Origin of the sequence: Brevibacillus sp. NSP2.1, assembly GCF_000470975.2 — a bacterium.
GTDB lineage: Bacteria > Bacillota > Bacilli > Brevibacillales > Brevibacillaceae > Brevibacillus > Brevibacillus agri.
Window position 1 is genome coordinate 3955940 of the sequence record NZ_CP048274.1, and the last position, 26560, is coordinate 3982499.

Here is a 26560-nt window from a genome sequence, read left to right on the forward strand (position 1 = left end):
CCATTATCCGAGTCTGAAAATAATCCCGTGGCCGCCCTTTGGATACTCCCACTTGATGTTCTCGTACGGACAACCGATGCGGCAGCTTCCGCATTCGTGGCACCCCTCGTATCCCACGTGCATCCGCACTTCTTCCCATTTGTACACCTCCGCCGGACAGAAGATCGTACAGAGCTTATCCGGGCACTGCGTCGCGCATACATCCGCGCTCAGCACGTGCAGATGCGACTGCGTGTCGGCCTTGAAGCGAACCAGATACTGCTTTTCCTCGATCGATTGCCCTTTGGGTATTTGCGTCATCACTTCATCACCCTCCATGCATTCATCAGATCGCGCGCCATTTTCCACTTGTCCTTGGCGCTGCCCAGGTCGCTCCATATTTTTTTCTGCTTGCTCCACTTCGAGCTGCCATCGACCGTGAACATCTGGCTGGCCGCCCGGTTCATCATCGGGATGTACCGTTCGAAGTAGTGCGGGGACTTTTCAAAGTGATGCGTAGCGTCCTTGTACTTTTTCAAATCCTGGCCGACAAAGCTGTTCAACAGATTGGTCCGGTACGACCCGAGCATTTTTTCCGAATAATCCCCGGCTTCTCTGACTGTCAAAATCGTTTCCGCCGCCATCACCCCGGAAGCCATAGCCATGTTGGAGCCTTCGCGATGAATGGCATTGACAAGCTGAGCGGCGTCGCCCACGACGATCACGCCGTTGCCGACGACTTTGGGCATGGAGCGATAGCCGCCTTCCGGGATGAGATGAGCCAGGTACTCCTGCTGCTCGCAGCCTTGCAGATACGGGCGAATCATCGGGTGGTTCTTGACGTAATCCAATAGCTCATACGGCTTGATCTTGTGCTTTATCAGCCCGGACAGCATCGTACCCACGCCGATATTCAGGCTGTCTTTGTTCGTGTACAGCCAGGCTGTGCCCAATATCCCTTTGGTCGAGTCTCCGAAAATCTCGATTGTGCAGCCATGGTCGCCTTCCAGATTGAAGCGGTCCTCGATAATTTTGCGATCCAGCTTGAGCACTTCCATGACGGCCAGCGCAACCTCGTCCGGCCGAAATTCCTTGTGAAAGCCGAGCGATTTGGCCAAAAGCGAATTGACCCCGTCTGCGAGGACGACCACATCGGCATAGACGTCGCCATCGGGGCGGTCCGTCTTGATCCCGACTACTTTGCCGTCCTCGACGATACAAGATAGGGCCACCGTCTCGTTGAGCAAAAGCGCTCCTTGCTGCACCGCTTTTTCCGCAAACCACTGGTCGAATTTGGCCCGCAGCACCGTGAAGTTGTTGTAAGGCTCCTGCGCCCACTCCAGACCTTTGTAGCTGAAGTTGAGGGCGGATTCCTTATCCAGCATCATGAAGCGCTGTTCGACGATGGGCCGTTCGACTGGCGCTTCCTTGTAAAATCCGGGGATGATGTCCTCCATCGTCTTGCGGTACAGCACCCCGCCCATCACGTTTTTCGACCCCGGGTATTCGCCGCGCTCCATCAACAGCACATTGACGCCAGCCTTCGCCAATGTGTAGGCGCAAGCGGTTCCGGCCGGACCTGCACCGACTACAATCACGTCAAACTTCTCAGCCATACGTAACCTCCCTGTCCGGCTCCTTTTGGAACGCTTTCATCAACAACGGCACGATTTCAAACGCATCGCCCACAATCCCGTAGTGGCAAGCCTGGAAAATCAGCGCGTTCGGATCTTTGTTGATCGCAATAATCAGTCCGGAGTTGCGCATGCCGACCAGGTGCTGGATCGCGCCGGAAATCCCGATCGCAAAATAAATTTTCGGCGTCACCGTCACGCCTGTCTGTCCGACCTGATGGGCATGATCGATCCATCCCGCCTCCACGGCATCCCTACTCGCCCCGACCGTCGCCCCGATTGCTTCCGCGAAACGGTGGATGAGGGCAAAGCCTTCCTTGCTCCCCAGTCCTTTTCCTCCCGCCACGATGACGTCCGCTTCATCCAGTCTGACCTTTTCCTTCGTTTCCCGCACGATTTTCAATACTTTGGTGCGAATGTCCTCTTCCGCAAGCTGGATGCTCTCGCGGATCACCTCGCCTGTTCGGGTGGGATCAGGCTCGAGCGCCTTCATGACTTTCGGACGAACCGTCGCCATTTGCGGGCGGTGCTTTTTGCACAAAATCGTCGCCATGATGTTTCCGCCAAACGCCGGGCGGCTGGCTTCGAGCAGCCCTGTCTCCGCATTGACGTCAAGCATCGTCGTGTCGGCCGTCAGCCCTGTCTCCAGATCGGTAGCGACGGCGCTCGCCAAATCTTTGCCCGTCGAAGTCGCTCCGTACAAAATGATTTCCGGCTTGTGCTTCTGCACGCACTCGATGACCGCGCGCATGTACGACTCTGTGCGGTAGTCGGCAAAAATGCGGTCGTCGTAGACGTACACCTGATCTGCCCCGTACGGAAAAGCGGTTGGCGCCAGCTCCGTCACGCCCTCTCCGATCAACAGACCAGCGAGCGGCACGCCCCGTTTGTCCGCCATTTGCCGGCCTGCCCCAAGCAATTCGAGCGACACGGGTGCAATCCGCCCTTCCCTCGCCTCCAGATACACCCAGATTCCCCGATAATCGTCCAGATTCATGCCTGCCCCTCCTTCACACGAAACAACGTCTGTTTTCCCCGAAGGACTTCCATCAAGCGCTCAACCTGCTCCTGCGGGGTGCCCTCCAGCATTTCCCCTCCCTTTGGCTTTTCCGGCGGCCATACCTTCGCCACGATCGTCGGCGAGCCTTTCAGGCCGAGCAGGCTCCGGTCGATATCTCCGAGGTCGTTCACCGACCAGACAACCGGATTGTACCGGGCTGCGCGCAGCATGTTCGGCAGCGGCGAGTACGGCACCTCGTTGATCTCCTTTTCGACGGAAAACAGGCAGGGCAAGGAAGACTGGACGACCTCATAGCCGTCTTCCAGCTTGCGGTGAACGATGGCGAAGCCTTGCTCCTTGTTGACCTCGACCACTTTTTTTACGTTGGTGAGCGGAGGAATGTCGAGTCTTCTCGCCACTCCCGGACCGACCTGACCCGTGTCGCCGTCAATCGTCATTTTCCCGCAGATGACCAGGTCAACGGGCTGTGTCTCCGCGATTTTCTCGATCGCCTTGGTGATCGCATAGCTCGTCGCCAGCGTATCCGCCCCGGCAAACGCGCGGTCCGTCACCAGGTAGCCAGCGTCTGCACCGATCTCGACGCATTTGCGGATCGCTTTTACCGCTGGCGGTGGTCCCATCGTCACCACGGAAACTACGCCTCCATAACGCTCTTTCAAACGGACTGCTTCCTCTACCGCGTGTGCGTCATACGGGTTGAGAATCGCAGGTGCGCTGGCACGGTCCATCGTGTTTGTCTTCGGATTCATCTTGATGATCTTCGTGTCCGGCACCTGCTTGATACAAGCTACGATGTGCAGCATGAACAATCCCCCCTTGCTGCCGGGCGCGGGCTCGTTTTTTCCAGTCAAAGGTTGTCTTTCTTTCGCGCAATACATAGCGGGCAGCTTGTCGTTCGTTGTTACTAACCTATTGCAAGGCAGGCAGGCTTAGACCTGAAACGAACGGACTGCCGGCTCGTTCCATGAAAAAAACAGGCGAGCGAGCCGAAGCTCCCTGGCCTGTTTTGGCGGCAAAACGTTTGCGGCGCGATCACGCCCGGCGGATCATGCTGACCAAATCCCGGGGGACATGGGTAATCGGCTCGCAACCGTCCCGTGTCACGATGACGGTGTCCGAATGGCGAAAGCCGCCAAGTTCCGGCACGTAGAAGCCTGGTTCAACCGTAAACACCATGCCTTCCTGCAGCAGCGCCTCTTCATCGAAGCGGAAAAAGGGCGGCTCGTGAATGTCCAGCCCGATGCTGTGCCCAGTGCGGTGAATCGCGTACTCGCCGTAGCCCGCCGCCTGAATGACAGCGCGAGCAGCCCGGTCCACCTCGCGCATCGGCACGCCCGCCTTGATCGTCTCAAGCGCGGCCTGCTGTGCGCGAAGCATGACGGCAAACGCTTCTTTTTGCCGCTCTGTCGCTTCTTCCACGAAGCAGGTGCGTTCGCATTCCGCTATGTAGCCATGCACGACAGCGTGATGCGTATGAATGAGAACGTCCCCTCGCTCCAGCTTGCGCGTCGTCGAAAAGACGTGGGGCATAATGGAGCGCGCCACTCCCGATGGCGTAATGGATTGCGTATGCACAACCGCATTCGGATAGCGCTTGGCGGCTTCCCGCAAAACAGCCGTGCGCCCCGCATCGTCGACTTCCAGCTCGCTTGCCCCCGGGCGAATGGCCGACAGAGACGCCTGCACAGCGAGACTGACCAGCTCCCCGGCAGCGCGCTTGCATATCGCCCAGCCCCCGTTGAGCAGGCAAATTCGGCAGTTGGAGGAAGAGGTCGGCGTTCAGCTCTTTTTCCGAACGAATCGGCACGTCGAACTGACGAGCGCAGGCAAAGCCTTTCTCGAAAAAGCGTACCAACTGCTCGATCTGGTCGAGGAAGCCTGCGACACGGCGCGAATGGCAGCAAGGGCCGAGCACGGCAAGTTGCTCATCGGCTTTACGGGAACGGCGCACCATCTGTTGCCGATTGTGACGGCTTACCGTGAGACGTATCCGAACGTAAGCCTGAACCTGCAACTGCTGGGCACGACTGCACAAGTCCATGCCCTGCACGACAAGCGAATCGACGTCGGCTTCCTTACGCCGCCAGTCAACAGCGACCAACTGATTGTGAAGCCGTATTTTTCCCCGGAGATCGGGGCGATTTTGCCTGAGCAGCATCCGCTTGCGCAATCCGGCGAGCCGATTCGTATCACGGATTTGGCGGACGAGTCGTTCGTCATCACCCCTCGCCAGATCGGCCCCGGCTTTTACGACACGGTGACGAAGGTTTGCCACCAGGCAGGCTTTTCGCCGAAAATTACCGTCGAAACCCACGACATGCAGACGGTTATCGAGCTGGTTTCCTCGGGAATGGGGGTATCGCTTGGCCCTCGGCTTCCTTTGGCGGGCAAGTCCGTCGCCTTCCGGGCGCTCTCCGACGTGAGCATTCGCCTGGAGGCTGGCGTCGCCTACCGGATGGATGAGAAGTCCGAACTCGTCCATTCGTTTTTGGAGCTGTTTTTCCGCTTGTTCCCGCACGAAACGCAGTCATGAAGCATCGGCTCGGCCAGGCGCTGGTGCGCCGTCTGCTGACTGGCAGCGGCAGGCTCTCGCTGAAAACAAGAAACCCACCTTGGATTACCGGGTGGGTTTGCTTGTTTTTATGGCTGCCGCTCGTTGTGCAGCGAGTCAGGCAGTTGTCAATTGTTCAAAGATGATCGAGGCGGCGACTGCTCCGATGCCCGATACGGACGCGTTCAGATTGGTGTCTCCGCTCAAATTTTGCAGCGTGATAACGTCATTTTCGAACAGGGTGACAGCGGCGTGCCCTGTGAGCACCCCTTGAGAGTTTTCGCCGTAGCTGGTTCCGGCCAGAAGCACGCCATTTGCAAACAGCGCAAACGGCCTTCCCACTTCTTGAACGTTCAGCTCATAAGTGATCTGGTACACCCCTGCTGCAAATTTCCCAAAAGGTCCTTTCAAATTACGCTCGTGCCTCCCCAGTTGTTCCAAGGCGCGCGCGAGTTCCACCTCAACGCCGAATACGTCGACCCGTCCTACATTCGCAACAAGCTTTCGTTCGATTTCTTTATCAAAATCGGTTCGTACGCGCCGCGGGCCGAGCACGTCCTGCTCTATCTCAATGGCGAATGCATCGGAATCTATCTCAAACTCGAAGCAGTAGATGATATTTTCCTAGCGGACCGCGGCCTGCCCGCTGGTCCCATCTACTACGCGGTGAACGCCAATGCGAATTTCTCCCTGCTCCGCCACAAGACCACCGAGGCAAAAGCAGCGCTGGAAGCCGGGTATCAGCGGAAGCTGGGCACGGAAGCAGACGACGGTTATTTGCGCGAGCTCATTTTCCGCATTAACGCCACACCGCAAGCCTTGTTTGCTCACATCATCAAAAAGTGGCTCGACATCCCGCAATATTTGCGCTGGCTAGCCGGAGCAGTCTGCACGCAAAATCTCGACGGCTTCGTCCACAGCTACGCGTTGTACAGACACGCGGAAAACAAACGGTTTTTCATCATCCCCTGGGACTACGACGCGACATGGGGACGCAATGTGAACGGACGTGTGCTCGCTCCGGAAAATTTGCGCGTCCAAGGCTTCAACACGCTGACGGCGCGCCTTTTGGATGTCCCGGCGTTTCGCACGCAGTATGTCCGGCTGCTCCAGGACATCCTCGACACGACCTTTACCGTCGAACATTTGCGGCCGCATATTCTCGCCCTGCACGACGCCTTGCGCCCCTACGTCTCCATGGACCCATACAAACAAGACGTCCTCGCCACCTTCGCCACTGAGCCTGCGTTTATTTGCGCCTTCATCGAGGAGCGCAACCAGTTTTTGCGCCAAAGCCTGAAAACCTTTCAGCATCCGCGCTCGGGCTGAGCGAAAACACAGCAGGCGCGCATCCACGCTTCCCAGACACACAACAATCCTGCCCCTTTTGCCCCCATCCGGCAGGACACGCTGCTTCCTATTCCCACAAAAAAGACGCCTGGCATCAGCCGAGCGCTGACAGACGTCTTTCTCTTTGCTTATTTTTTCAAGGACAGTTCAACCGATGCGTCCGTGAACTTTTTCGTTACCCGCTTCAATTTGATTTGCAGCCCGATTTCCGGAAGGATTTTTCCGACCTCCGGCACTTCCGGCATCGTGTAATCGTCGCTGTCGTCAAATGTAGTGACACCTTTGAGCGGCGCGTAATTCATCGTACCGAAAATGTAGTCGAGGTTCATGCCAGACGTTTTGTTCGGGCTGAATGCCGCGTCGTTCACCTGGTAGCGGGAATCTGCAATCGCGTCTTCGTTTCCTTCGTCGTTGTTCCAGTAGCGCACTTCCTGATGCGCATCGACTACGCCGAGCATGCCGTAGCCTGGATGCTGGCTTGTGTTGTTGTCTTGCGTTTTGCCATAGCGGCCGTCGTAGTACCAGATCACCATGCCTGGGTCGTAAGAGAAGAACGTGTCGTTGCGGCGGAAATACTTCAGTCCGGCGTCCACGCCTTCATGGGAGCGCAGCTCGATCAGGTAGTACGTGTCGTACATTTTTCCTTTGCCATCGAAGTGGATGAAGCCATCCAGTTCGAACTTCTGGTCGCCCTCGGCATCGTCGGCGAAAATGACTTCGCCATCAGCTTCCACTTCAAAGTTGTCGAGGTAGAAGCCAGGCATCGCCAAGCCGCCATCCGTCACGTAGTTGAACTCCACGCGAATTTTCTTGCCAGCAAAATCGTTCAGGCTGATTTTTTCCTGATCCCAGCCTTTGGTGACATCGTCGAACTGCTCGACGGTTTTGCTATCCCCTGTCTCTTCATCAATCACGTTGACGTACAGGTAGTCGTAGTCGGTTTCAATCGCTCTCCACGAGTCAAAGCTCATGGACGCCGAGCTGGCCCCGGTCAGGTCGATTACGTCCGACACCATTTTCGTATTCAGGTTGTCGCCTTCATCGGAGAAGTAGGCGTAATCCCCGTCTTTCGGCTGAGTCGGCGGTTCTTTTTCAGCCTGCGGCATGTTGAGCTTGATAACTTTTCCGCCCATCTCCTGGCTGGAAGCGTCGATCAGGCTGAACGTCTTCTTTTTCTTTTCCAAATCTTTATAATCGACGACGCGCGGAGAAATCCATTTTCCGCCGTACATTTCTTGCAGCATCATCTTGGACCATGGATCCAGTCCGGTTGGTTGCGTTTGGAAAACTTTACCCGTGTGGCTACCGGAAGACATCAAGGACCACGCACCTACTGGCGAGTCGTGCCCTTGCCTGGACGTGTCATACAAGTCCGGCAATCCGAGGTTGTGTCCGTATTCGTGCGCGAAAACGCCAGGTGCGCCGTCTTCCGGCTGAATCATATAGTCGAAAGCTTTCAGGCTGGTGCCCGGGATTTCCACCGGCTTTTTCAACGTCCAACGGTGCGACCAGATCGCGTCTGCGTCCTCGCCCGTCTCTTCGCCGATGCCCGCATGTACGAGCATCAGGTTGTCCAGCATGCCGTCCGGCTCCATCAGATCGCCATCGCCATCCAGGTCGTACGGGTCGCGCTGGTCGTAGTCTTCCTCTTTGCCCGCAATCGCTTCGCCTACGGCCCCCAGCGTTTCTTCGACCAGATCGCGCGGCGCTGCGTCGTTGCCGCTGGAATTGTTTCCGCCGTAATGCTTGTAGCTCTTTTCAGCCACTTGCCAAGGAGTGACTACTCCATCTACCGTCCAGCTTCTGCCGGATTGCAAATAGTAATACTCCGCCATCGTCGTCATGCTGGTGCCTTCTGGCGTCGTATAGCCTTTTTGATTGAAAAGCATGTCGCGGTAGTGCTTTTCGTTGAAATCCTTTGTCCAGAGCGTGTCGTTCACTTTCGGCAACTGGTTGTGCTCCCGATCGGGAAATTCAACGAGCGCGATCACGATGTTATCGGTATGTACTCGTTTGGAGGCGCGCAGTTCGCTTTCATCCTGATCCTCGACCTCTGCCACCCGCTTTGCCGCCTCCGACAAAGCTGCCTGCTGGGACTTCTCCGCTTTTTTCCCGAAGGACGAGGAGTTGTCGATGCCATGCGGCACTTTTTTGTCCTTGAGATAATCGAACAAAGCTTCATTGATTTCTTCCTGATCGGCGTCCTCATCAATAATGCCTTGCTCAATCAGCCCTTTTACCAATCGGTCAATATTGACTGTGGACAAGTCCACCTCCAAGGTATGCTTGTCCTCCTTCGACTTGGCCAGTCCCGCAGCAGGTGCAGCCGCAAATGCGCTCAGCACAAGCGATGACGAAAATAAAATAGATAATAGCTTCTTGCCTTTCTTCACTGCCGTTCACCCTCTTTTTCTATCTACTTGGTTTGGCCGGACTATGATTTTACCCCCCCACAGTTCCGACTATTCACAATTATTACACGTTTTTAGATCATAGCCAAAAATTTTCTTTCGACAGAAAATCATTCCTGCGCAAAACCATTTTTCGCCTAAGCAATCTGACCCAGAATGACAAACTCCACGCTTTTTCCATTTTTTATGCGAATCCTTGTCTGATAGCGGGGGAAGAAAAATTTCTCACAAGGCGTCTACGGCCAAAAGTCCTATGAAAATATTGTAGAATTTTGTCGATTTATAGCGAAAAATACTTCCTGGCTGAACCCCTTCCACTGTGTCTCGTTCATGTCGCCTACAAGAAAAAGCAGTCGCTAATGGACGGCTTTCTTCTTCGCCAAAAGGCGAGACGTCATTTATTTTGCAGGCAAAATCACCGTGAACCGCGTCATTCCATGCTCCGAGACGATCTCGATGCTCCCGTTATGTTTGCTGACCACCGCCTGGACGATCGGCAATCCCGCTCCCCGCGCGTTTGAGCGCGTTGCCGGCTTGGTCGTATAGCCTACCGTGAAAATGTGCGCACGCTGCTCGGGCGAAATCTCCGCGCCCGTGTTCTCCACCTCGAAGACGTACTGCTTGTCCTCCCGGCGGCAGGCGATCCGAATCCGCTTTTCCCCATCCGCCATCTCTGCGGCATCTATCGCGTTGTCGATCAGATTGGACATAATTTTCACCAGGTCAATAGACGGAATGCCCTCAAACGGATCCGGGCACTCGGCGAACTGCATGACGATCTGCTTCGATTTGGCCTGCTCCCATTTTGTATGGAACAAAACCATCAACGCCGGATTGGCGATCCGCACCGTCAGATCGAGCAACTTCGTCTCCTTCAACAGCGACTGGATGTAATCGCGCGCCTTGTCGAAATAGCCGCATTCAATCAGTCCGTACATCACTTGCATATGGTTGACGAAATCATGTCGAATCGAGCGGATGGAGCTGATGACAGAGCGCAGCTCGTCCTGGTAATGCTCCTCCGTCTCTCCCACCGCCACGCGAATTTCCCGCTGGTACCAACGCGAAAGGCCCAGAATCAAAACGATCAGCACGACCACAAACAGTCCGTGAAACACGAAGACGGGCACGCTGTTGCGCACGACGTCCTTGCCTATGCCCTCGACCATCGCCATATCGGTATCGACGCCGACGATGCCGGCGAGCCGGCCGTCCTTGCCCAGAAGCGGTGCCCCTGCCGACATGTAGACGCCGTAGTGGGGATCGCGAATGATGTCCGAATAATACGTCTCCCCCGCGCGAATTTTGGCAATCTGCTCCGCATTCACATAACAGGGGTCGCCAATCTGAAACTGGATGCCGGAATCGGGCGGATGGGCGGCGACCATGACTTTGCCGCCGCTTCCATCCGGATTGATTTGCAGCAAGTACAAGTACAGGACCCCGAACTGCTCCCGCACCTGGCTGAGCTGGGAGGTGAGCCGCTCGTACGCCGGATTTTCCTTTACGGGATGCTGCAAAAATTGCTCGTAGGACGCGACGTCGATTCGGCTGGCCGCCGCCGCAGCCGTCTTCATGCTCTGGTTGGCGATCGAGAGGCGAACGGATTGCTTCGTATTGTAATAAGAGCCTGCTATGCTCAAACAGGTCATCGTCAAAAACAGGGCGCCGGACATCAGCACGCAAATCCAGACCCTGCGGTTTTTGGTGAAGGCAGTAACCATATTCTCCTCTGTCAATCTCTCTATGACGTGTCTTTCCTCTCTTCATTCTAGTCCATTTCTTTCGAGGCTGTCCACCTGCATCCCCCGTCACACCAGGCATACTCTGGTACAGCATAGATTGCAATATATTTCTCAATATTTTTATAATTAAGAGACTGCGAATTACCAATCTCTTTCTACGGGAAAAAGGAGTGGGTCCAATGCAAGACAAATTGTTTGCCCGTTTACAGGAAATTTACCCCGAGCTTGTGTCATTCAGACGCGATCTGCATATGTACCCCGAGCTTTCCTTCAAAGAGGAGAATACGGCCAAAAAGGTAGCGGACAAGCTGGCTTCCCTTGGCATTGAAGTCAAAACAGGTGTCGGCGGCATGGGCGTCGTCGGCTATCTCAAGGGCGGCAAACCGGGAAAAACAGTCGCCCTGCGCGCCGACTTTGACGCCCTGCCGATTCAGGATGAAAAAGACGTCGAGTACAAATCGCGCATTCCAGGCGTGATGCACGCGTGTGGGCACGACATTCATACAGCAGGGCTTTTGGGTGTCGCGCAAGTGTTGAGCGAATATCGTGACGAAATTCCAGGAACGGTCGTGTTCCTGCATCAATTTGCCGAAGAGCTGCCGCCGGGCGGCGCCAAGGCCATGGTCGAAGCAGGCTGCCTGGAAGGCGTCGACGTAGTGTTCGGCGCGCACGTAGCCTCTGACCTGCCAGTCGGCAAGGTCGGGATTGCGACGGGCTATGTAACGGCGGCTGCGGACAGCTTCGAAATCATTTTGTACGGAAAAGGCGGCCACGGCGCTTCCCCGCACAACTCGATCGACCCGATCGTGCTCGGCAGCCAGATCGTGATGAACTTGCAACAAATAGCAAGCCGTCAGATTGATCCGCTCAAACAGGTCGTTCTGTCCGTCTGCTCGTTCCTAGGAGGCGGCGAAGCCTACAACGTCATCCCCGACCAAGTGCGCCTCAAAGGAACCGTGCGCACGTATGACGAGGAAGTGCGCGTCGCAGTCGAGCATTCCATGCGCCGCATCGTAGAGGCGAGCTGCCAGGCTGTCGGCGCGACGTGCGAAATCACGTACGAGCGCGGCTACCCTGCCACCTGGAACGACGAAGTGGAAACGACGCATGTCGAGGCAGAAGCCAAGCGTCTCTTCGGCGACGAGAACGTCATCAAGATGCCGCCGATCATGGGCGGAGAAGACTTTGCCTACTTCGCGCAGGAGCGGCCAGCCACTTTCTTCATGACAGGCGGCCGCAACCCGGAGATCAAGGCGACCTATCCGCACCACCACCCGAAATTCGATGTGGATGAGCGCTCCATGCTCCAGACCGGACAGTTGTTCATCGGAGCCTTGCTCGCCTACCAGGCGCGTCAGCAAGGCTAAGGCAGGGCAAACCGTTCAGGCTCGTTTTGCCGATCCCAAACGCTCAAAAGCTGCCTGGCACGAATTGCGCCGGGAACGTTTTGCACAGAAAAAAGCAGGAGCTTTCCGCTCCCTGCTTTTTTGGCTTGCGTCTATACCTCGTGCCCGATAATCCAGTCCAGCCGCCTGCTCTGCACGTCGGCAGGTATCGTTTTCAACAGCAGGCTGCGAAAGGCGACCGCCAGCGGATTTTCCCATTGCGTCACATAGCCGATCAGCCGCGAGCTGCGCACGATGGCATGCACCCGCTTTTTTCGCAGCCCTTCGTATTCGCGCAAAGCTGTGGAAAAATCAGCGGCGCCTCCCGCTTTTGCCAGGCAGCGCGCCAGCACGAGCGCATCCTCCAGCCCCTGGCCTGCTCCCTGGCCCAGATTCGGCAGCATAGGATGCGCAGCGTCTCCGATCAGCGTTACAAGCCCTGCTCCCCACTGCTTCAGCGGACGGCGGTCGTATATGTCATGGCGCAAAATCGCTTCCTCTGGCGTAGCCGCAATGACAGCCTGCACAGGCTCGTACCAGCCTTCGAACCTGCGCATAGCCGCGAGCTTTCGGGCGATCGGCGAATCTTGTTCGCCCTCTGGCGCGTTGACCGCCGCAAACCAGAAAATTCGGTTGCCGTCGATGTGCGAAAAGCCAAACCGGGCTCCTCTCCCCCACGCTTCGAACCCTCCGTGCGTTTCCACCGGATAGCGCTGGTCTTCGTAGCGGGCTATGCCGCGAATCGCCGTGTAGCCGGAGTAGCGCATTTTCCCCTCGCCAAAAAGCTGCTTGCGAACGCACGAATGGATGCCGTCCGCGCCAATCAGGACGTCTGCTTCCGCTGTCGTGCCATCCGCAAAAGCCGCCTGCACGCCGCCCTTTTCCTGCGCAAAGGAAACGAGCTTTTTGTCCAGAACGAGATCGTGCGCCGCCACTTTCGCAAGCATGGCCTGCTGCAAATCAGCGCGGTGGATCAAGTAGCTGTCCGCCCCGCAGCGCTTTGCTTGCTGCTCAAAAGCCATCTCGACCAGCACGTTTCCTCGCCAGTCGCGTATTTTCGCCTCGCGAACAGGGGAACCAAGCTCGCGAACGCGCGCCCCCGCCCCGAGCTTATCCAGTGCTTTCATCGCATTGGCTGCGAGCACGATGCCAGCGCCGATGGCTTTTTGCTCCTTGGCCTGCTCGTACAACATCACCTGCCAGCCCGCCTGCTTCAATGCGATGGCAGCCGCCAGCCCGCTCACCCCGGCTCCGGCGATTATAGCCCTTCTGCCCATTTGCATGCCGCTCCTCATCGTGTCTGTTCCTGTCGGAAAGATTTTTTCCAAATAATAACACACCATGCTCGCCCGGGATACGAAAAAGCCGCCTTCTCCCTCGCACAGAAAAGCGGCTTTCGCTTGCTTCGTTTCCTTTTAAAAAAGATTCATGCTCAAATACCGTTCGCCCGTATCCGGCGCGATGCAGACGACCCGCTTGCCTGCTCCCAGCCTTTTCGCGACAGCAACCGCAGCAAACACCGATGCTCCAGACGACGGACCTACCAAAATCCCTTCCAGCGCCGCCAGTTTGCGCATGCTGTCCAGCGCGTCCTCGTCCGCGATCTGGATGATCTCGTCGTAGATGCCCGTATTCAAAATGCGCGGAATAAAGCCCGGACTGGTGCCGACCAGCTTGTGCGGTCCAGGCTTGCCGCCGGACAAAACCGGGGAGCCTTTTGGCTCGACGACGGCGATGTACAGCTCCGGAAGCTGCTCGCGCAACGCTTCGCCTGTCCCCGTAATCGTTCCGCCAGTGCCAGCGGTTGCGACAAAAGCGTCGAGCTGTCCGTTCGTCTGCGCCAAAATTTCGCGGGCAGTCGTGACCCGGTGGATATCGGGATTCGCCTTGTTTTCAAACTGTTGCGGGATGAAGCTGCGCGGAATCTCCTGCTGCAGCTCCTTGGCCTTGGCAATCGCTCCCGGCATCCGCTGCTCGCTTGGCGTCAGCACGACCTCTGCCCCGTACGCTTTTAAGATGTTGATCCGCTCTTTGGACATGTTGTCCGGCATGACCAATATCGCCCGGTACCCTTTGGCCGCGGCGTTCATCGCCAAGCCGATCCCGGTGTTCCCGCTGGTCGGCTCGATAATCGTGTCCCCTGGCCGGATCAGGCCCTCCTGCTCGGCTACGGCAATCAGGTTGTAAGCAGCCCGGTCTTTGACGCTTCCCGACGGGTTGAATTTTTCCAGCTTCACCCATACTTCTGCCGCTCCTTCGGGGACCATCCGGTTCAGGCGAACGAGAGGCGTGTTTCCGATCAGCTCCGTAATACTTTCGTAGACGCTCATAAAAAACCTCCCGACCAAAGCCACAAAGGCTGATTTATACGATTAAGAATAATACAATAAAACCGATCTGAAAATAACAAAATCTCATTCGCTCCAGAGACTTGGCTGCTGCATCGAGCCATTCCCCGAAACCTTGCTATCTAAAGCGAACGCGTCTTGCTTTCCCTCTTCGTCCGAAGTCGTGCCAGGTTGTCCTTCTACCGGATAAACCTCTAGTCCATTCTTTTTTTGCACAATCTGCACAAAAAAGCTCAGCCTCCCGCCGCATCGAGCCGTCCGGAAGCTGAGCCTGTCTTTTTCCGCTATCGGTGTATCAGTGCTAGTAGCCGTACTTGGACCTCGTCTGTTCGAGCACGGCTGCCGCCTGCAGGTAGAGCTTGTTTGCGGAAGCTTTGACGCCCGCCTGCTCTTTTTCCAGCGTGCCGAGCCGCTGCTTCGCCTGCGCGATCGCATCGGAGCCTGTCTTGACCGCGTCCGTCAACGCTTTTTCCCGCTTCTCTGCATCTGTCACGCTCGCCTTGATTTCCTCCCACACCGCCTGCGCGTCTTTCATATCCGTCTCCAGCACCGCGATGATGTCCTGCATGCTCTTTTTCTTTTGCGCAATCGTGCTGTCCATGGCGTTCATCCCGTCGACCAGCACCTTCATGCTGTCGAGCGTCCCGGCCATCACGTCGTATTCCATTTTGCTCAGGCTAGGCTGTTTCGCGTATGTAATCAGCTCGTCCAAAAGACCTTGCAGCTCGACGACCTGGTTTTTGGAAAACTGCAGCTCCTCTGCGAACTGGATTTCCTGCAAATATTGGGCGCTCTCCAGCATATCGGCCGTAAGCCTCCCCGTCTGCTCGACCTTTTTAGCGAACTCGACGCGCGCTGCTTCCTTGGCCCGTTGCTCTTCCACTTCTTTTTTCTTCTGGGCGGCTTCCTGCTCGACGCTGTTCGTCCACGCCGCCAGCTTGTCGTCGTACGTCTGCTTGTTGCTGGCTGCGAGCTTGGTTTCCGCCGGCTCGCCTTGCGCAAGCGGCCCCTGGAACAGCAGCCCGTCTGCGCTCACCTTGGCCTGGAGCTTTTGGCCCGTCGTCTTCTCTTGAAGGGTAAGCGTATCTTTTTCCATCGTCCCCGTCCAGACGCTTGTCTCCGTCTGCAAGCGCGGAATCGTATCCTCGACGAGCAGCTTGGACAACGTTACTTCAACGTTGACCTGGTCATTTTCCGCTGTTACTTTTGCGTACGCCATCCGGCTGTTGTCTTCGTACAAATACCCTTCTGCCAGCGCAATCGGCCCCAGCAAGCGATAGCCCCAAAAGCCCAACGCAATGACAACCAGTAGCGCGATTCCCAGTAATAGACGTTTGTTTTTCCCCTGCATGCTGCGACCCCTCATCCGCTTTTTTCTGTTTCCTTTGGCCTGTTTTTTGCCGAAACGTGCCACAACTTCATCATACATGAACCGCATTCCGAAACCATATGAGTCGAAAGGCCAATTCCTGTGCAGTATGGCGGATTCATTTGAACGCCGTCAGCCCAAAAAGCTATACTTGGAGTATATCATGACAGGAGGCCCGATTGATTTGGAACCCAACTACGTGAAAAAGCAGGTGATCTTGCAGCCGTTAAAAGCCAATTTGCTTGCCTGCGTGTGCTTCCTGCTGTTCGTTCCGGCAGCTTTGTTCGCGTTTCTTTATCAGACGACACTCGCCTTTACGCTCTCGTTTGGCGACTTCTTCCTGTTTTTTCTCGCGGTCGCAGTTGGCGTAATCGTCCATGAACTACTGCACGGAGTCGGCTTCCTGCTCAGCCGCCAGGTGTCTGTCGCAGATATTCGCTTTGGCGTGGTGTGGCGCAAGCTCGTTTTGTACGCTTGCTGCCTGAAGCCGATCTCCATCGGCAGCTATCGGTTTGCCGTCCTGCTTCCGAACTTGCTGCTCGGCGTGCTGCCGCTTTTCCTGGCGTACTTCTTCCATTCGATCTTTTGGTACTTATGGAGCATCGCGATGCTGCTCGGCGGGTTTGGCGACCTGTACATCCTGTGGACGCTTCGCGCTTTTCCCAAGCAAACGAAAATTGCCGACTCGCCAGACAGCATCGGTTATGTTGCCTATGTTCCGGACCCGAAACAGTTGTAAGGAAAATCTGGCAGGTTACGATTACTTGTCTGAGGCGAGAACCCTTGGAGATTCTGTCATGCCATCCCGCAGAAAGCGCGAGGGCCTTCCCGCCAAGCCTCCCTCGTCAAGCGTGCCTATGCAAAAGAACCACAGCAAAAAGCCGACGTCTCTGGCAAAACGTCGGCTTCCTTTTATTCCTTCGCGCTTCATCCTCGCTTAGACGGCCACTTTTTTGCGCGCGGCCGGAAAATACATCCCCGCTGCTCCCAGCACGCCCGCTTCCGCTCCCATCGTGCTCAACTGAATCGTCGCCTGGCTCGCCATGCGCGAGATGCAGCGCTGGCGGATTACCCGCTGCGCTTCTTCGAGCAGGATCTGTCCGTTGTTCATGACTCCGCCGCCGAACACGATCACCTGCGGATTGAACAGGTGGATCAAGTTGGTCAGGCCGACGCCGAGGTAGTAGCCAGCCTGCCGCAGCAAGTCGATGCTGAGCGCATCCCCGCTCTGTGCCTGCTCGCCGATCTCCTTGGCCGTAATGCGGCTGAGCTCGCCCGTGGTGCAAGTGCGCAAGGAGCTGGCCGTACCGGATTGCAACTGCTCCTGCGCCATTTTGGCGAGCGCAAGCCCGGAGACGTAGTTTTCCAGGCAGCCTCTGTTCCCACAGGCGCAGAGCGGTCCTTCCGGGTCAAGCGATATGTGCCCGAACTCTCCCGCGCTGTCGCCGATACCGGTAATCAGGCGGCCGCCGCTGATGATGCCGGCTCCCACGCCCGTGCTGACCGTCACGTAAATGAGATCATCCGTGCCACTGGCGCTGCCAAAAGCCCATTCCGCCACCGCTGCCGCATTGGCGTCGTTGATGAGCTGCACCGGAACGCCAAACCGCTCGTGCAGCCTGTCGCCGATTGCCACGTCGCTCCAGTTCAGATTGCTCGCAAAGATGACCATGTGCCGATGCGTATCAATAATTCCGGCAGTAGCGATTCCGATTCCGCGTATTTGCGCGAGGCCGACACCGCTGTCCGCAAGCACGGACTGCACCAGATCGCCAATTCGCAAAATGACAGCATCAGCCTCGTCCTCCTTTTGCGTCGGCGCATTCGCTTGGCTCAGGATGCAGCCATTCTGGTCGACGATAGCAGCGATGATTTTCGTGCCTCCCAGATCAATTCCGATGGCATATGGTTTGTCTTGGGTCATCCTTTGACTCACATCCTCGCTGTCTGTTCTCTATTGAAAAATGGCGTCAAGCGCCTGGGAGCACTGCGCGAGCAGCAGCTTTGGCTTGTGGGCAAACGGCGAGATTTCCGGGATGACATAGCCGCTGTACTCCACCTCGCGCAGCGCCTCCACCACGCGATCCCACGGGATGTCGCCAGCCAAAAGCGGCACGAATCCGGTAATGTTGCCCGTCGACGTCTTGAAATCTTTGACGTGAATGGCGCGGATTCTTTTCCCCAAAATCCGGATCCACTGCTCGGGAAACCCGAACTGCAGCACGTTGCCGACATCGAAATAAGCGCCTACCCACGGGCTATTCACTTCGTCGATCAGTCCGGCCATTTCCAGCGGACTGAGCAGGAACTTGTTCCAGACGTTTTCGATGCCGATGTGCACCTGCTTGGCCGCTGCCGTTTGCGCCAGCCGCACGAGCGCCTCGCGTGCGCGCTCATACGCCTTGTCGTACGAAACCTCCGCCGTCACCAGTCCAGGCACCACGAGCACCGTCCGGGCGCCAAAAATGCTCGCCGCCTCGATCATTTTCTCGACGACCCGAATGCCTTTTTCGCGAACTGCTTCGTCATTGTGCGTAAGCGGGTACTTCCACAAAAGCGCCGTCGAGACGCTCGGCAGTTCCAGCCCATGCTCGCGGGCCTTTTGCGCGAGCAGCCGTAACTCTTCCTCCGTCATCTCCAGATGCAAGCAAGCGTCCCCTTCGTCGAGATTCAGCTCGACGCCCGCGTACCCGTACGCTTTTGCCTGCCGGAAAATGTCCTCTGCTCCGGTTTCCTTCGGGAAGCACCAGGCGTTGATTCCTTTTTGAAAAAACATGCTGTTCACTCCCTTATTCATCGTGCGAAATCGTGACAGGTGTGCCTGACTTCGCAGACTGATTGGCCGCCAACGTAACCGCCAGCGTCTTTTTCGCCGAGGCATACGGTGACAGGACCAGGCTCGCATCCCCTGTTTCGATTGCCGTGACAAACGCCCGGTCTTGCTTCCTGTACATGTCCACCGTTGCTTCTGTCGTGCGCGTTCCCGCCTCGTCCGTGATCGTCAGCTTTCGGCCGTCGATCTGGACGCGGAAATGCTTCCCGAGAATTTCCACCCCTGTGCGGTGATCGGCCTGGATGAAGCACGTATCGAGCTGCCCGATCGCCCCTGTTGCAAACGACAGGCTGACCGCCGATACATCGGGAATGTCGATGCCGTCGATGTCTTGCGAGGCCAAAAGCGCCATCTGGGCGTACACTTTTTCCACGTCCCCGGCCAAAAAGCGCATCATGTCGAGCGTATGCGTCGCCTGCTCAACTAGCTGGCCCCCGGATTTGCCCATCTGCCGCCACCACGGCGTCTCCACAAATTTGGTCAAATAATGGCCGCGCACCAGCGCGATTTGCTTGTCAGCCAAATAGTCGCGGGCCTGCTGCACGATGTCCAGATAGCGCAGGCAATAGCCTGTCGCGCTGATAATTCCTGCTTTCTCGATCGCCGCCTGCTTCCTCGTGACTGTCTCCAGATCCAGTCCGATCGGCTTTTCCACGAACAGGTGAATGCCTCTGGCCGCAGCCTGCTCCTCGATTTCTTCATGGGCAAAAGGCGGAACGCAGACAAACAGCGCATCGAGCTGTTCATGCGCGAGCAGCTCCCGCCAGGACGTGTAGCCCGCAGCCCCGATCTGCTCTGCCGTAGACGCCGCCGCTTCCTTGTTCACGTCGCAGACGGCTGTGACTCTCACCCGTTCGTCAGCGAGCAAGCCTTTCAGGTGATGCTGTCCAATCCCGCCAACGCCAATCATTCCGATCTGTATGCTCACTCTCGTTCACCGTCCCAGCTAGCGTATGACTACCGGCTGCTTCTGCTCAGCCGACTGGTAGGCAGCAAGCGCGACTTCCACCGCCCGCATGCCGTCCTCTCCCGTTACCGATGGCGCTTTTTTCTCCCGCACGCTCGCGACAAAGTCGCTCACCAACTGGCTGTCCATGTCGTCGCCCCAGTTCACCCACTTCAAGCCTTTGTCGTTGCTGTACACGTCGAGCTTTTGCGAAAAGGCGTCGAGCGAAATCGTGCCTTCCGTGCCGATAATCTCCATCGTGACGTCGCCCCAGACCGGAAACGTCTTGTTGCGGGACCAACTGCAATCGAGCGTGGCAAACACGCCGTTTTCAAATTCGAGCGTCAAAATGCCGCAGTCGTCAATCGGAGTAGCGGAAAACTTGCTGTCTACCTCCGCGTACACCTCGCGCACTTCTGCGCCCATGAACCAGCGCATCAAATCGACGACGTGCACCGTATGGTCGATGACTGCGCCGCCGCCGGATTGGGCCGGATCGACGAACCAGCCGCCCGGATTTTGCCCCCGGTTCGTCCCGCGGATCGCCATGATGCGGCCGATCTTGCCTTGCTCCACGAGCTGTTTGGCCCGCACGACCGCCGGATGGAACCGGACCGGGAACGCCGTCTGCAAAATGACGCCTTGCTCGCGGCACACGTCGATCATTTCCTCGGCCGCCGCCAGCGTGGTCGCGAGCGGCTTTTCGCACAGGATATGCTTGCCTGCCTTCGCCGCTGCTACGGTATGCTCATGATGCTTCGCATTTTCCGAAGTGATGATGACCGCGTCGATGTCCGTTTTCAAAAGCTCGCGATAATCGCGGTAAAACGGTACGCCCCACTTCTCTGCCGCCGCCTTGCCGCGCGCTTCGTCCTCGTCGGCAACCCCGACCAATTGTACGCCCGCAAGCTTCCCGACAGCATTCGCGTAGCTGTACGCATGCATATGTGCGACACTGATGATTCCCAGTTTCATATGTGGTCCCCTCCTACACTAGCGTTACGGGCTTGCCCGTTTCGATTGACTCAAGCGCGGCTCGCGCGATTTCCACTGCCTTCACGGCATCCTCGACCGTCACGCGCGGCTCGCGGTCGTTTTCGATGCAGTCGATGAAGTGCTTCAACTCGCGGAAATACGGATTTTCCCGCAACGGACTCTCCGGCACCGCCACTCCGCTCATGCCCGCCTGCTTCGCGCGGTTGACCGCGATCAGCGGCTTTTCCTTCGCGCTGTCGTACTGAATGATGCCTTCGCTGCCAGCCAGCTCCATTTTCATCGAGAAGCCTTCATGCGCCCACGAGCCTTCCACGTGCGCGATCATCCCGTTTTGAAACCGCAGCGTCACCAGCGCGTAATCCATCCGCGCGAATCCGCGCCCGAGCAAGCTTTTCGCATAGACGCGCTCCACGTCGCCGAAGCACCAGCGCAAAAAGTCAAAGTCGTGAATAATCATGTCCAGCACGAGGCCGCCGCTGTTTTTGTAGTCGGCATACCAGTCGTTCCACGCGGTCGGAAAAATCCCGCCCCGGAACGTCCGCGCCACGCCGACATTGCCAATCGCGCCGTCCTGCACCAGTTGACGGGACTTCTCGTACTCGGGGAAAAAGCGCAGGACGTGGCCGACGAACAGCTTGACGTTTTTCTCGCGGCAGTAGTCTACGATGGACTCTGCTTCTTCCTTGTTGCGCGCCAGCGGCTTTTCGCAGATGACGTGCTTGCCGGCGTCGGCTGCTTTTTGCACGTACGTCTTGTGCAGGTAGGTCGGCAGGCACACGTCAATGATGTCTACCCGCGCGAGCTTTTCCATCGCTTCCTCATAGCTTGCGAACCACTCTGTCTTCGTCTCGGCCGCCAGCTCGCGACCGCGTTCTGCGCGAATGTCGACAATGCCGACCAGCTCAACGTTTTCCATAGCAGCGTAAGAGCGTGCGTGAACAGTTCCCATCGTACCTGCTCCGATTACCAGAACATGATGCATATTGGTTTTTCACTCCTTCTGGGGAAAATGGCTATTTGGACCCGGTTAGGGTAATTCCCTCGACAAAATGCTTTTGCAAGAAAATAAAGACAATAATCATCGGCCAAATGGCAAGAACGGAGCCGGCCATCAAAATCGGATAGTTCGTCATGTTCGTATGTTCTCCGGTCAGATAAGCCAATCCTGCGGACAAGGTCATTTTATCCGGCGTACTGTTGACGATCAGCGGCCACATCAGGTCGTTCCAGGACCAGAGGGCGACGAAAATCGCCAGTGCGATCAGCCCGGGCTTGGCCAGCGGCAGCATGATCCGCCAGTAAATCTGGAAGTGGTTGCAGCCGTCCAGCTTCGCCGCTTCCTCCAGCTCTTTTGGCAAGGACATGAAAAACTGGCGCAACAGAAACGTTCCGAATGCGCTGAACAGTCCCGGCACAATCAACGCCGTGAGCGTATTCAGCCAGCCCAGCTCCTTCATGATGAGAAACTGCGGGAGCAAAAACACTTGCCCCGGCACCATCAAGACGGACAAAAACACGATGAACAAGGCGTTTCTCCCCGGAAACTCGATGCGGGCGAACGCGTACGCCGCAAGCGAACACAAGAACACTTGCCCGACGACTTTCACCACGGTAGTCAAGATCGTATTCCAGTAAAAATCGTAAAAAGGCAGCATCTCGAAAATATGCGTGTAGTTCTCCCATTGCAGCGCCGTCGGCCAGATGACAGGCGGCACCTGCGTCGACTCGCCCAGCGTTTTCAGCGAGGTGAGCACCATCCAGACAAACGGCGCGACCATCACCAGAGCGCCAGCGATCAAAACAAGATGAATCAATACGTTTTTGGCTGCTCGATTACGTCCTGTTCGGACACTCATCCCTCATTCCTCCCATCCCGTCATGCTCGCTTAATCGTAGTGAACCCATTTTTTCTGCATTTTCATCTGGACGGCCGTCACAATCAGGATCAGCACGAGCAGCACGACAGCCACTGCGGCTGCATAGCCTCCGTTGCCCGACTCGAAGCCGTTGGTGAAGAACAAATACGCGACTGTTTGCGTAGCCTCGGTCGCCGGATTGCCCAGCTTGCCGATCATCAAATAAATCAGGTCAAACACCTGGAAGGCGCCAATCAGCGACGTAATGCTGACGAAAAAAATCGACGGCGTCAACAGCGGCAGCGTGATGGTGAAAAACATGCGCACAGGTCCGGCGCCATCCATTTCGGCCGCTTCGTAGTAGCTGCGCGGAATGCCCTGCAAGCCAGCAAGGAAAATGACCATGTTGTAGCCGATCGAGCTCCAGACCGCCACGATAATGACGGCGTACAGCGCGATCGCCGGGTCGGATATCCAGCGCGGCCCCTCAATTCCCACCAGCCCGAGCAAGTAGTTGATTAAACCGTAATCGGCGTTGTACAGCCATCTCCACACCATCGCCACGGCAGCCGCCATCGTCACGACCGGCAAGAAATACAGCGTGCGGTAAAACGAGATGCCTTTGATTTTTTGGTTCAGCAAAACGGCGATCAATATGGAGATGGCGATACTGGCAGGCACCGCGAGCACCGTATAGACGAACGTATTTTTCAGCGCGATCCACATGTTCGGGTCCTGGAACAGCAGCACGTAGTTGTCGACGCCCGTCCATTTGTACTTGCCGAAGCCTCCCCATTTGGTAAAGCTGAGATAGATGGTTTGCACGACTGGCCATATGTAAAACACACCCAAACCGATCAGCGTCGGCGCGATCATGAGATACGCCCAAAGCCAGTCGCTTCGCTTCATCCGGTTCAACGATTTTTCCGCTTTTGGCCGGGCAGCGGCATGCACCTCAGGCTGAAGTTGGCTGCTCATCGCAATATCCCCCCTGACAATAAGCTCGTAGCAGGGGATGGCTCCGTTCACCCTCCGAAGCCATCCGCCCGTTGAAACCCTACTCTTGCGCCAGCAGCTCGTTCATTTTTTGCGCAAGCTCTTTGGCTGCATCCTCCACACTCATTTGGCCCGCCCAGGCTTTGGTCATGTACTCCGTCTCCAGCTTGGCCCACTTCGCCGTATCTTTGGAAATCGGGTACGCCTTGGCGTTCGCTGCCTGATCGATGAAAATTTGCAGATTGAAGTTCGGCATCGACTTGACCCACGTATCCTGGGTGCCGTTGAACGCCGGAATCGCCGCGCCTTTGCTCGCCTGAATCTCAGCCGCTTCCTTGGAGCCCAAGTACTTCACAAATTCCCACGCTTCTTTCGGATGCTTCGTGTTCGCCGCGATCACATTGCCCAGGCCGTGAATGACGCTGGTGTTTTCCTTGCCTTTTGGCAAATACGCGACGTCTACCTTGTCTTTTGTATATTCGTTGGTGTGAAAAGCGCTCGCCATCCACGAACCCGTGTAAATCATCGCCACCTTGCCCGACTCGAACAACTGCGTGGACTCGGTTTCCGACATTTGCGCCGCAGACGGGGACACTTTGTCGTTAATCATGTCGACCCACAGCTTCAGCCCCTCGATCGTTTCCGGTTTGTCAAAGCCCGACGACTTCTTGTCCTCGGAGATGACGTACCCGCCGCTCTGGAAGATCGTGTTGTAGTAGTTGTCCTGTCCGTACGGCGCTGCCGCGATGCCCCAGATGCCTTTTTTCTCGTCTGTCAGCTTTTTCGCCGCTTCCTTCAGCTTGTTCCAGTCCCATGTCTCGTCCGGATAAGGCACGTTCGCTTCATCAAACAGTTTTTTGTTGTACCAGAGGCCAATGGTGTCAAAATCTTTCGGCAATGCGTAGTTTTGTCCCTCGTATGTGTACAGATCAACCAGCGCCTTCGGGTAGTTCCCGAGGTCGATGCCGTCCGCCTTGATCTGGTCTGTGATCGGCAACAACACGTCGTTTGCCGCGTACTTGATGATCCGCGGGCCGTTGATCCAGAAAACGTCCGGCAACGTGCCGCCAGTCGCAGCCGCTTCCATCTTCGTCCAATACTGTTTGTTCGGCGTCAGCTCGATCTTGATGTCAATATTGGGATTGGCTTCGTGGAATTTCTTCGCAATTTCCTCCATGGCCGGCATCTGGTTTTTGTCCCACAGGGCGTACGTAAGCGTTACCTTTTCTCCGCTTGCCGCACCCGGCTGTTGCCCTTCAGACGGGGCGGCGCTTTGTCCGCCACCGGAACATCCTGCCACCGCTACCAACAGAGCGGCCATCGCCAATGAAACCAACTTTTTCATGTGAAATCCCTCCTCGACATTACGTTCTCCTCTGTTTTACCCCCAGCTTTTGATTGAAACGACTGTGCCTTGACCTCCGCGGCTCCCCCCTTTCACCATCCGAGGCTCACTTTCTTTTTCCAATGCTAAAATAAAGTCTGCAAAAAGGAACTACAGGCTGAAATGAAAAACGTCCTGTAGCAGTACGGCAGCGGCTGCCTTGACTTCAAAGTCCGCTCCCAGCATAGTCGGGCGGAACTCCAGCCCTTCCACCATGATGCCCATTGCCTGCTCCCGCACCTGTTTTTCGATACGCTCGAACAAGACGTGGTTGTCGCGCATCATTTCCCCGCCGAGAATAATCAGGCTCGGGTTGAACAGATTGACCAGATTGACGATGCCGATCGACAAATACGACGCGATCTCTTCCACGATGTCCTCGCACACCTGGTCTTTTTGCTGCAAGGCTTGGCGGAACACGTCAAACGTAATTTTCGTCAAATCTCCGCCAGCCAGCTCCAGCACGAGCGTCTCTTTGCCGCGCGCAATCGCGGACAACAAGCCCGTGTAGATCGCCGGCCAGGCGACGTAGTTTTCCAGACAGCCGACATTGCCGCAATCGCAGCGCATGCCGCTCCGGTCCACTGTCGTATGCCCAAACTCGCCCGCGCCCCCGCGGCTTCCGCGGAAAATGGAACCGTTTACAACAAGACCTGAACCTACCCCTTCTCCGACTGTCACAAACAGCAGGTTGTCGGCATCAAGCCCCACGCCGAAGTTTTTTTCCGCCAGCGCGATCGCATTGGCGTCATTGTCCAGCCACGTCTCCATGCCAAAGCGCTGCTCGGCGAGATCCTTCAGCGGAACATCCGTCAGCCGCAGCTTGGAGTTGAAGCGAATCACGCCGCTTGCCGCATCGACAATCCCCGGCGCGATGATCGAAATGCCGAGGCAACGGGTGACATCCTCCACCTGCCCCAAGAAGTCCGCGATCGAATCCAGCACGTACTGCACGATCCGCTCGCTCACCATGTCAGGACCGACCGGGTACACCTGCTTGCGCTTGGTCGCCGCCTCCAGGTTCATCTCGGCAATCGTAATCGCCGTATTCGTGATGGAAACGCCGATCAAAAACTTCCCGTCCGGGCAAAAGCGCACCATGATCGGCTTGCGCCCGCCCTTCGATTCCCCTGTGCCATCCTCCGCTACCAATCCGTCGCGAATCAGCTCGTTGACGGCCGAAGTGACGGTGGTAGGGCTGATGCCTTGCCTTTTGGCGATGTCGCTGCGCGAGATGGGCCCATGCTGGCGGATTGTATCGAGTATGATAAAGCGATTCAGTTCTTGAATGAGTTTCAAATCTCCAGTCCTGCGCATCGTATAAGCTCATCCTTTGTTTTTCCAATGACTTTATAAAGTCATCTTAGCAGAATATTCAAGCTTGTGTCAATTTGGATTTTTCAGTTTTTTATGAGTTTTCTTCGTGTTCCGGTTGCTGTCGGGAGCTTTGGAAATGGCATTGTCTTCCTGTATGATGGGGAGAGGAAGGTCTGCTTCTTGCCCCAAATCTCGCAACTAAACCAAAGGTGGTGCTGTCTATGGGTTCTCATCATTTGCTCCATCGAGAGATCAGAGGCTGCTTGCTGCCCTATCTGTTTTATTGCTTCCTCTCAAAACTGACGTTGCAAAGGTTCCGCCCGATTGAGGGCAAGAAAAAAGAATACGAGACAAAATGGCGCGAGAGCCGCTATTTGTAGGAGGTCTACCTGCGCATGTGCAATAACCTAATTTTTGGTATAATTAGAAAAAGTAGCAT

General features: G+C 56.4%; 24 protein-coding genes. 4 read left to right on the forward strand and 20 right to left on the reverse strand.

Features of this window, described 5'->3' with window-relative positions; genetic code table 11:
- Positions 1 to 3: 3 nt before the first annotated feature.
- The 5 genes from M655_RS19180 to M655_RS19200 form a co-directional block, all read right to left on the reverse strand.
- Complete coding sequence (locus M655_RS19180; protein WP_007780596.1) at positions 4 to 300, reverse strand: ferredoxin family protein; 297 nt, start codon at positions 298 to 300, stop codon at positions 4 to 6.
- On the reverse strand, positions 300 to 1595 hold the full coding sequence (locus M655_RS19185) for an FAD-dependent oxidoreductase (protein WP_026557776.1): 1296 nt from the start codon (positions 1593 to 1595) through the stop codon (positions 300 to 302). Before M655_RS19185 ends, M655_RS19180 begins: the two co-directional genes overlap by 1 nt.
- Positions 1588 to 2610: an electron transfer flavoprotein subunit alpha/FixB family protein gene (locus M655_RS19190; RefSeq protein ID WP_005833791.1), complete on the reverse strand. Its 1023-nt coding sequence runs from the start codon at positions 2608 to 2610 to the stop codon at positions 1588 to 1590. Before M655_RS19190 ends, M655_RS19185 begins: the two co-directional genes overlap by 8 nt.
- A complete protein-coding gene (locus M655_RS19195) occupies positions 2607 to 3437 on the reverse strand; it encodes an electron transfer flavoprotein subunit beta/FixA family protein (RefSeq protein WP_005833793.1) in 831 nt (276 codons plus the stop codon). The genes M655_RS19190 and M655_RS19195 overlap by 4 nt, the downstream gene beginning before the upstream one ends.
- Positions 3438 to 3666: 229 nt before the next feature.
- Positions 3667 to 4320, reverse strand: coding sequence for a M24 family metallopeptidase (locus tag M655_RS19200; protein ID WP_005833795.1), 654 nt, complete (start codon positions 4318 to 4320; stop codon positions 3667 to 3669).
- Here M655_RS19200 and M655_RS19205 point away from each other — a divergent pair.
- A complete protein-coding gene (locus M655_RS19205; RefSeq protein ID WP_241752993.1) occupies positions 4298 to 5167 on the forward strand; it encodes a LysR family transcriptional regulator in 870 nt (289 codons plus the stop codon). The genes M655_RS19200 and M655_RS19205 overlap by 23 nt on opposite strands.
- 135 nt (positions 5168 to 5302) lie before the next feature.
- Here M655_RS19205 and M655_RS19210 read toward each other — a convergent pair whose 3' ends face one another.
- Positions 5303 to 5596 carry a hypothetical protein gene (locus M655_RS19210; RefSeq protein ID WP_051353928.1) on the reverse strand — a complete coding sequence of 98 codons (294 nt, stop codon included), beginning with the start codon at positions 5594 to 5596 and terminating at the stop codon, positions 5303 to 5305.
- Positions 5597 to 5617: 21 nt separating this feature from the next.
- On the opposite strand from M655_RS19210, the gene M655_RS19215 reads away from it, so the two are divergent.
- Positions 5618 to 6514, forward strand: a complete 897-nt coding sequence (locus M655_RS19215) for a CotH kinase family protein (RefSeq protein ID WP_051353927.1) — start codon at positions 5618 to 5620, stop codon at positions 6512 to 6514.
- Positions 6515 to 6663: 149 nt separating this feature from the next.
- Here M655_RS19215 and M655_RS19220 read toward each other — a convergent pair whose 3' ends face one another.
- Positions 6664 to 8928 (reverse strand): immune inhibitor A domain-containing protein, encoded by a 2265-nt coding sequence (locus M655_RS19220; protein WP_026557773.1) that lies wholly within the window; start codon positions 8926 to 8928, stop codon positions 6664 to 6666.
- A 416-nt stretch (positions 8929 to 9344) separates the two neighbouring features.
- The gene (locus M655_RS19225) at positions 9345 to 10670 is read right to left on the reverse strand and encodes an ATP-binding protein (RefSeq protein ID WP_026557772.1); all 1326 of its coding nucleotides are present in this window, start codon (positions 10668 to 10670) and stop codon (positions 9345 to 9347) included.
- A 200-nt stretch (positions 10671 to 10870) separates the two neighbouring features.
- Between M655_RS19225 and M655_RS19230 the strand changes: the two genes are divergently transcribed.
- Positions 10871 to 12058: a M20 metallopeptidase family protein gene (locus tag M655_RS19230; RefSeq protein ID WP_007780613.1), complete on the forward strand. Its 1188-nt coding sequence runs from the start codon at positions 10871 to 10873 to the stop codon at positions 12056 to 12058.
- A gap of 131 nt (positions 12059 to 12189) precedes the next feature.
- Here the strand turns inward: M655_RS19230 and M655_RS19235 are convergent, their stop codons facing one another.
- The 3 genes from M655_RS19235 to M655_RS19245 all read right to left on the reverse strand — a co-directional run bounded on the left by M655_RS19235 (position 12190) and on the right by M655_RS19245 (position 15775).
- Positions 12190 to 13353: an FAD-dependent monooxygenase gene (locus tag M655_RS19235; RefSeq protein ID WP_502708106.1), complete on the reverse strand. Its 1164-nt coding sequence runs from the start codon at positions 13351 to 13353 to the stop codon at positions 12190 to 12192.
- A 138-nt stretch (positions 13354 to 13491) separates the two neighbouring features.
- Positions 13492 to 14406 carry a cysteine synthase A gene (gene cysK, locus M655_RS19240; protein ID WP_005833811.1) on the reverse strand — a complete coding sequence of 305 codons (915 nt, stop codon included), beginning with the start codon at positions 14404 to 14406 and terminating at the stop codon, positions 13492 to 13494.
- A gap of 319 nt (positions 14407 to 14725) precedes the next feature.
- On the reverse strand, positions 14726 to 15775 hold the full coding sequence (locus M655_RS19245; protein WP_026557770.1) for a hypothetical protein: 1050 nt from the start codon (positions 15773 to 15775) through the stop codon (positions 14726 to 14728).
- 202 nt (positions 15776 to 15977) lie between these two features.
- On the opposite strand from M655_RS19245, the gene M655_RS19250 reads away from it, so the two are divergent.
- The gene (locus tag M655_RS19250) at positions 15978 to 16532 is read left to right on the forward strand and encodes a DUF3267 domain-containing protein (RefSeq protein ID WP_235694757.1); all 555 of its coding nucleotides are present in this window, start codon (positions 15978 to 15980) and stop codon (positions 16530 to 16532) included.
- Between the two features lie 198 nt (positions 16533 to 16730).
- Here M655_RS19250 and M655_RS19255 read toward each other — a convergent pair whose 3' ends face one another.
- The 9 genes from M655_RS19255 to M655_RS19295 all read right to left on the reverse strand — a co-directional run bounded on the left by M655_RS19255 (position 16731) and on the right by M655_RS19295 (position 26121).
- Positions 16731 to 17717 (reverse strand): ROK family protein, encoded by a 987-nt coding sequence (locus M655_RS19255; protein ID WP_005833816.1) that lies wholly within the window; start codon positions 17715 to 17717, stop codon positions 16731 to 16733.
- A gap of 30 nt (positions 17718 to 17747) precedes the next feature.
- Positions 17748 to 18569 (reverse strand): sugar phosphate isomerase/epimerase family protein, encoded by an 822-nt coding sequence (locus tag M655_RS19260; protein WP_005833817.1) that lies wholly within the window; start codon positions 18567 to 18569, stop codon positions 17748 to 17750.
- 13 nt (positions 18570 to 18582) lie between these two features.
- On the reverse strand, positions 18583 to 19554 hold the full coding sequence (locus tag M655_RS19265; RefSeq protein WP_005833819.1) for a Gfo/Idh/MocA family protein: 972 nt from the start codon (positions 19552 to 19554) through the stop codon (positions 18583 to 18585).
- Positions 19555 to 19572: 18 nt separating this feature from the next.
- Positions 19573 to 20547, reverse strand: a complete 975-nt coding sequence (locus tag M655_RS19270) for a Gfo/Idh/MocA family protein (protein ID WP_005833821.1) — start codon at positions 20545 to 20547, stop codon at positions 19573 to 19575.
- A gap of 13 nt (positions 20548 to 20560) precedes the next feature.
- Entirely contained in the window at positions 20561 to 21550 is a 990-nt protein-coding gene (locus M655_RS19275; RefSeq protein WP_026557769.1) for a Gfo/Idh/MocA family protein, read from the reverse strand.
- 31 nt (positions 21551 to 21581) lie between these two features.
- Entirely contained in the window at positions 21582 to 22424 is an 843-nt protein-coding gene (locus tag M655_RS19280; RefSeq protein ID WP_007780639.1) for a carbohydrate ABC transporter permease, read from the reverse strand.
- A 30-nt stretch (positions 22425 to 22454) separates the two neighbouring features.
- On the reverse strand, positions 22455 to 23402 hold the full coding sequence (locus M655_RS19285) for a carbohydrate ABC transporter permease (RefSeq protein WP_005833827.1): 948 nt from the start codon (positions 23400 to 23402) through the stop codon (positions 22455 to 22457).
- A 79-nt stretch (positions 23403 to 23481) separates the two neighbouring features.
- On the reverse strand, positions 23482 to 24765 hold the full coding sequence (locus M655_RS19290; RefSeq protein ID WP_005836649.1) for an ABC transporter substrate-binding protein: 1284 nt from the start codon (positions 24763 to 24765) through the stop codon (positions 23482 to 23484).
- 150 nt (positions 24766 to 24915) lie between these two features.
- Positions 24916 to 26121: an ROK family transcriptional regulator gene (locus M655_RS19295; protein ID WP_005836648.1), complete on the reverse strand. Its 1206-nt coding sequence runs from the start codon at positions 26119 to 26121 to the stop codon at positions 24916 to 24918.
- Between the last annotated feature and the right edge of the window lie 439 nt (positions 26122 to 26560).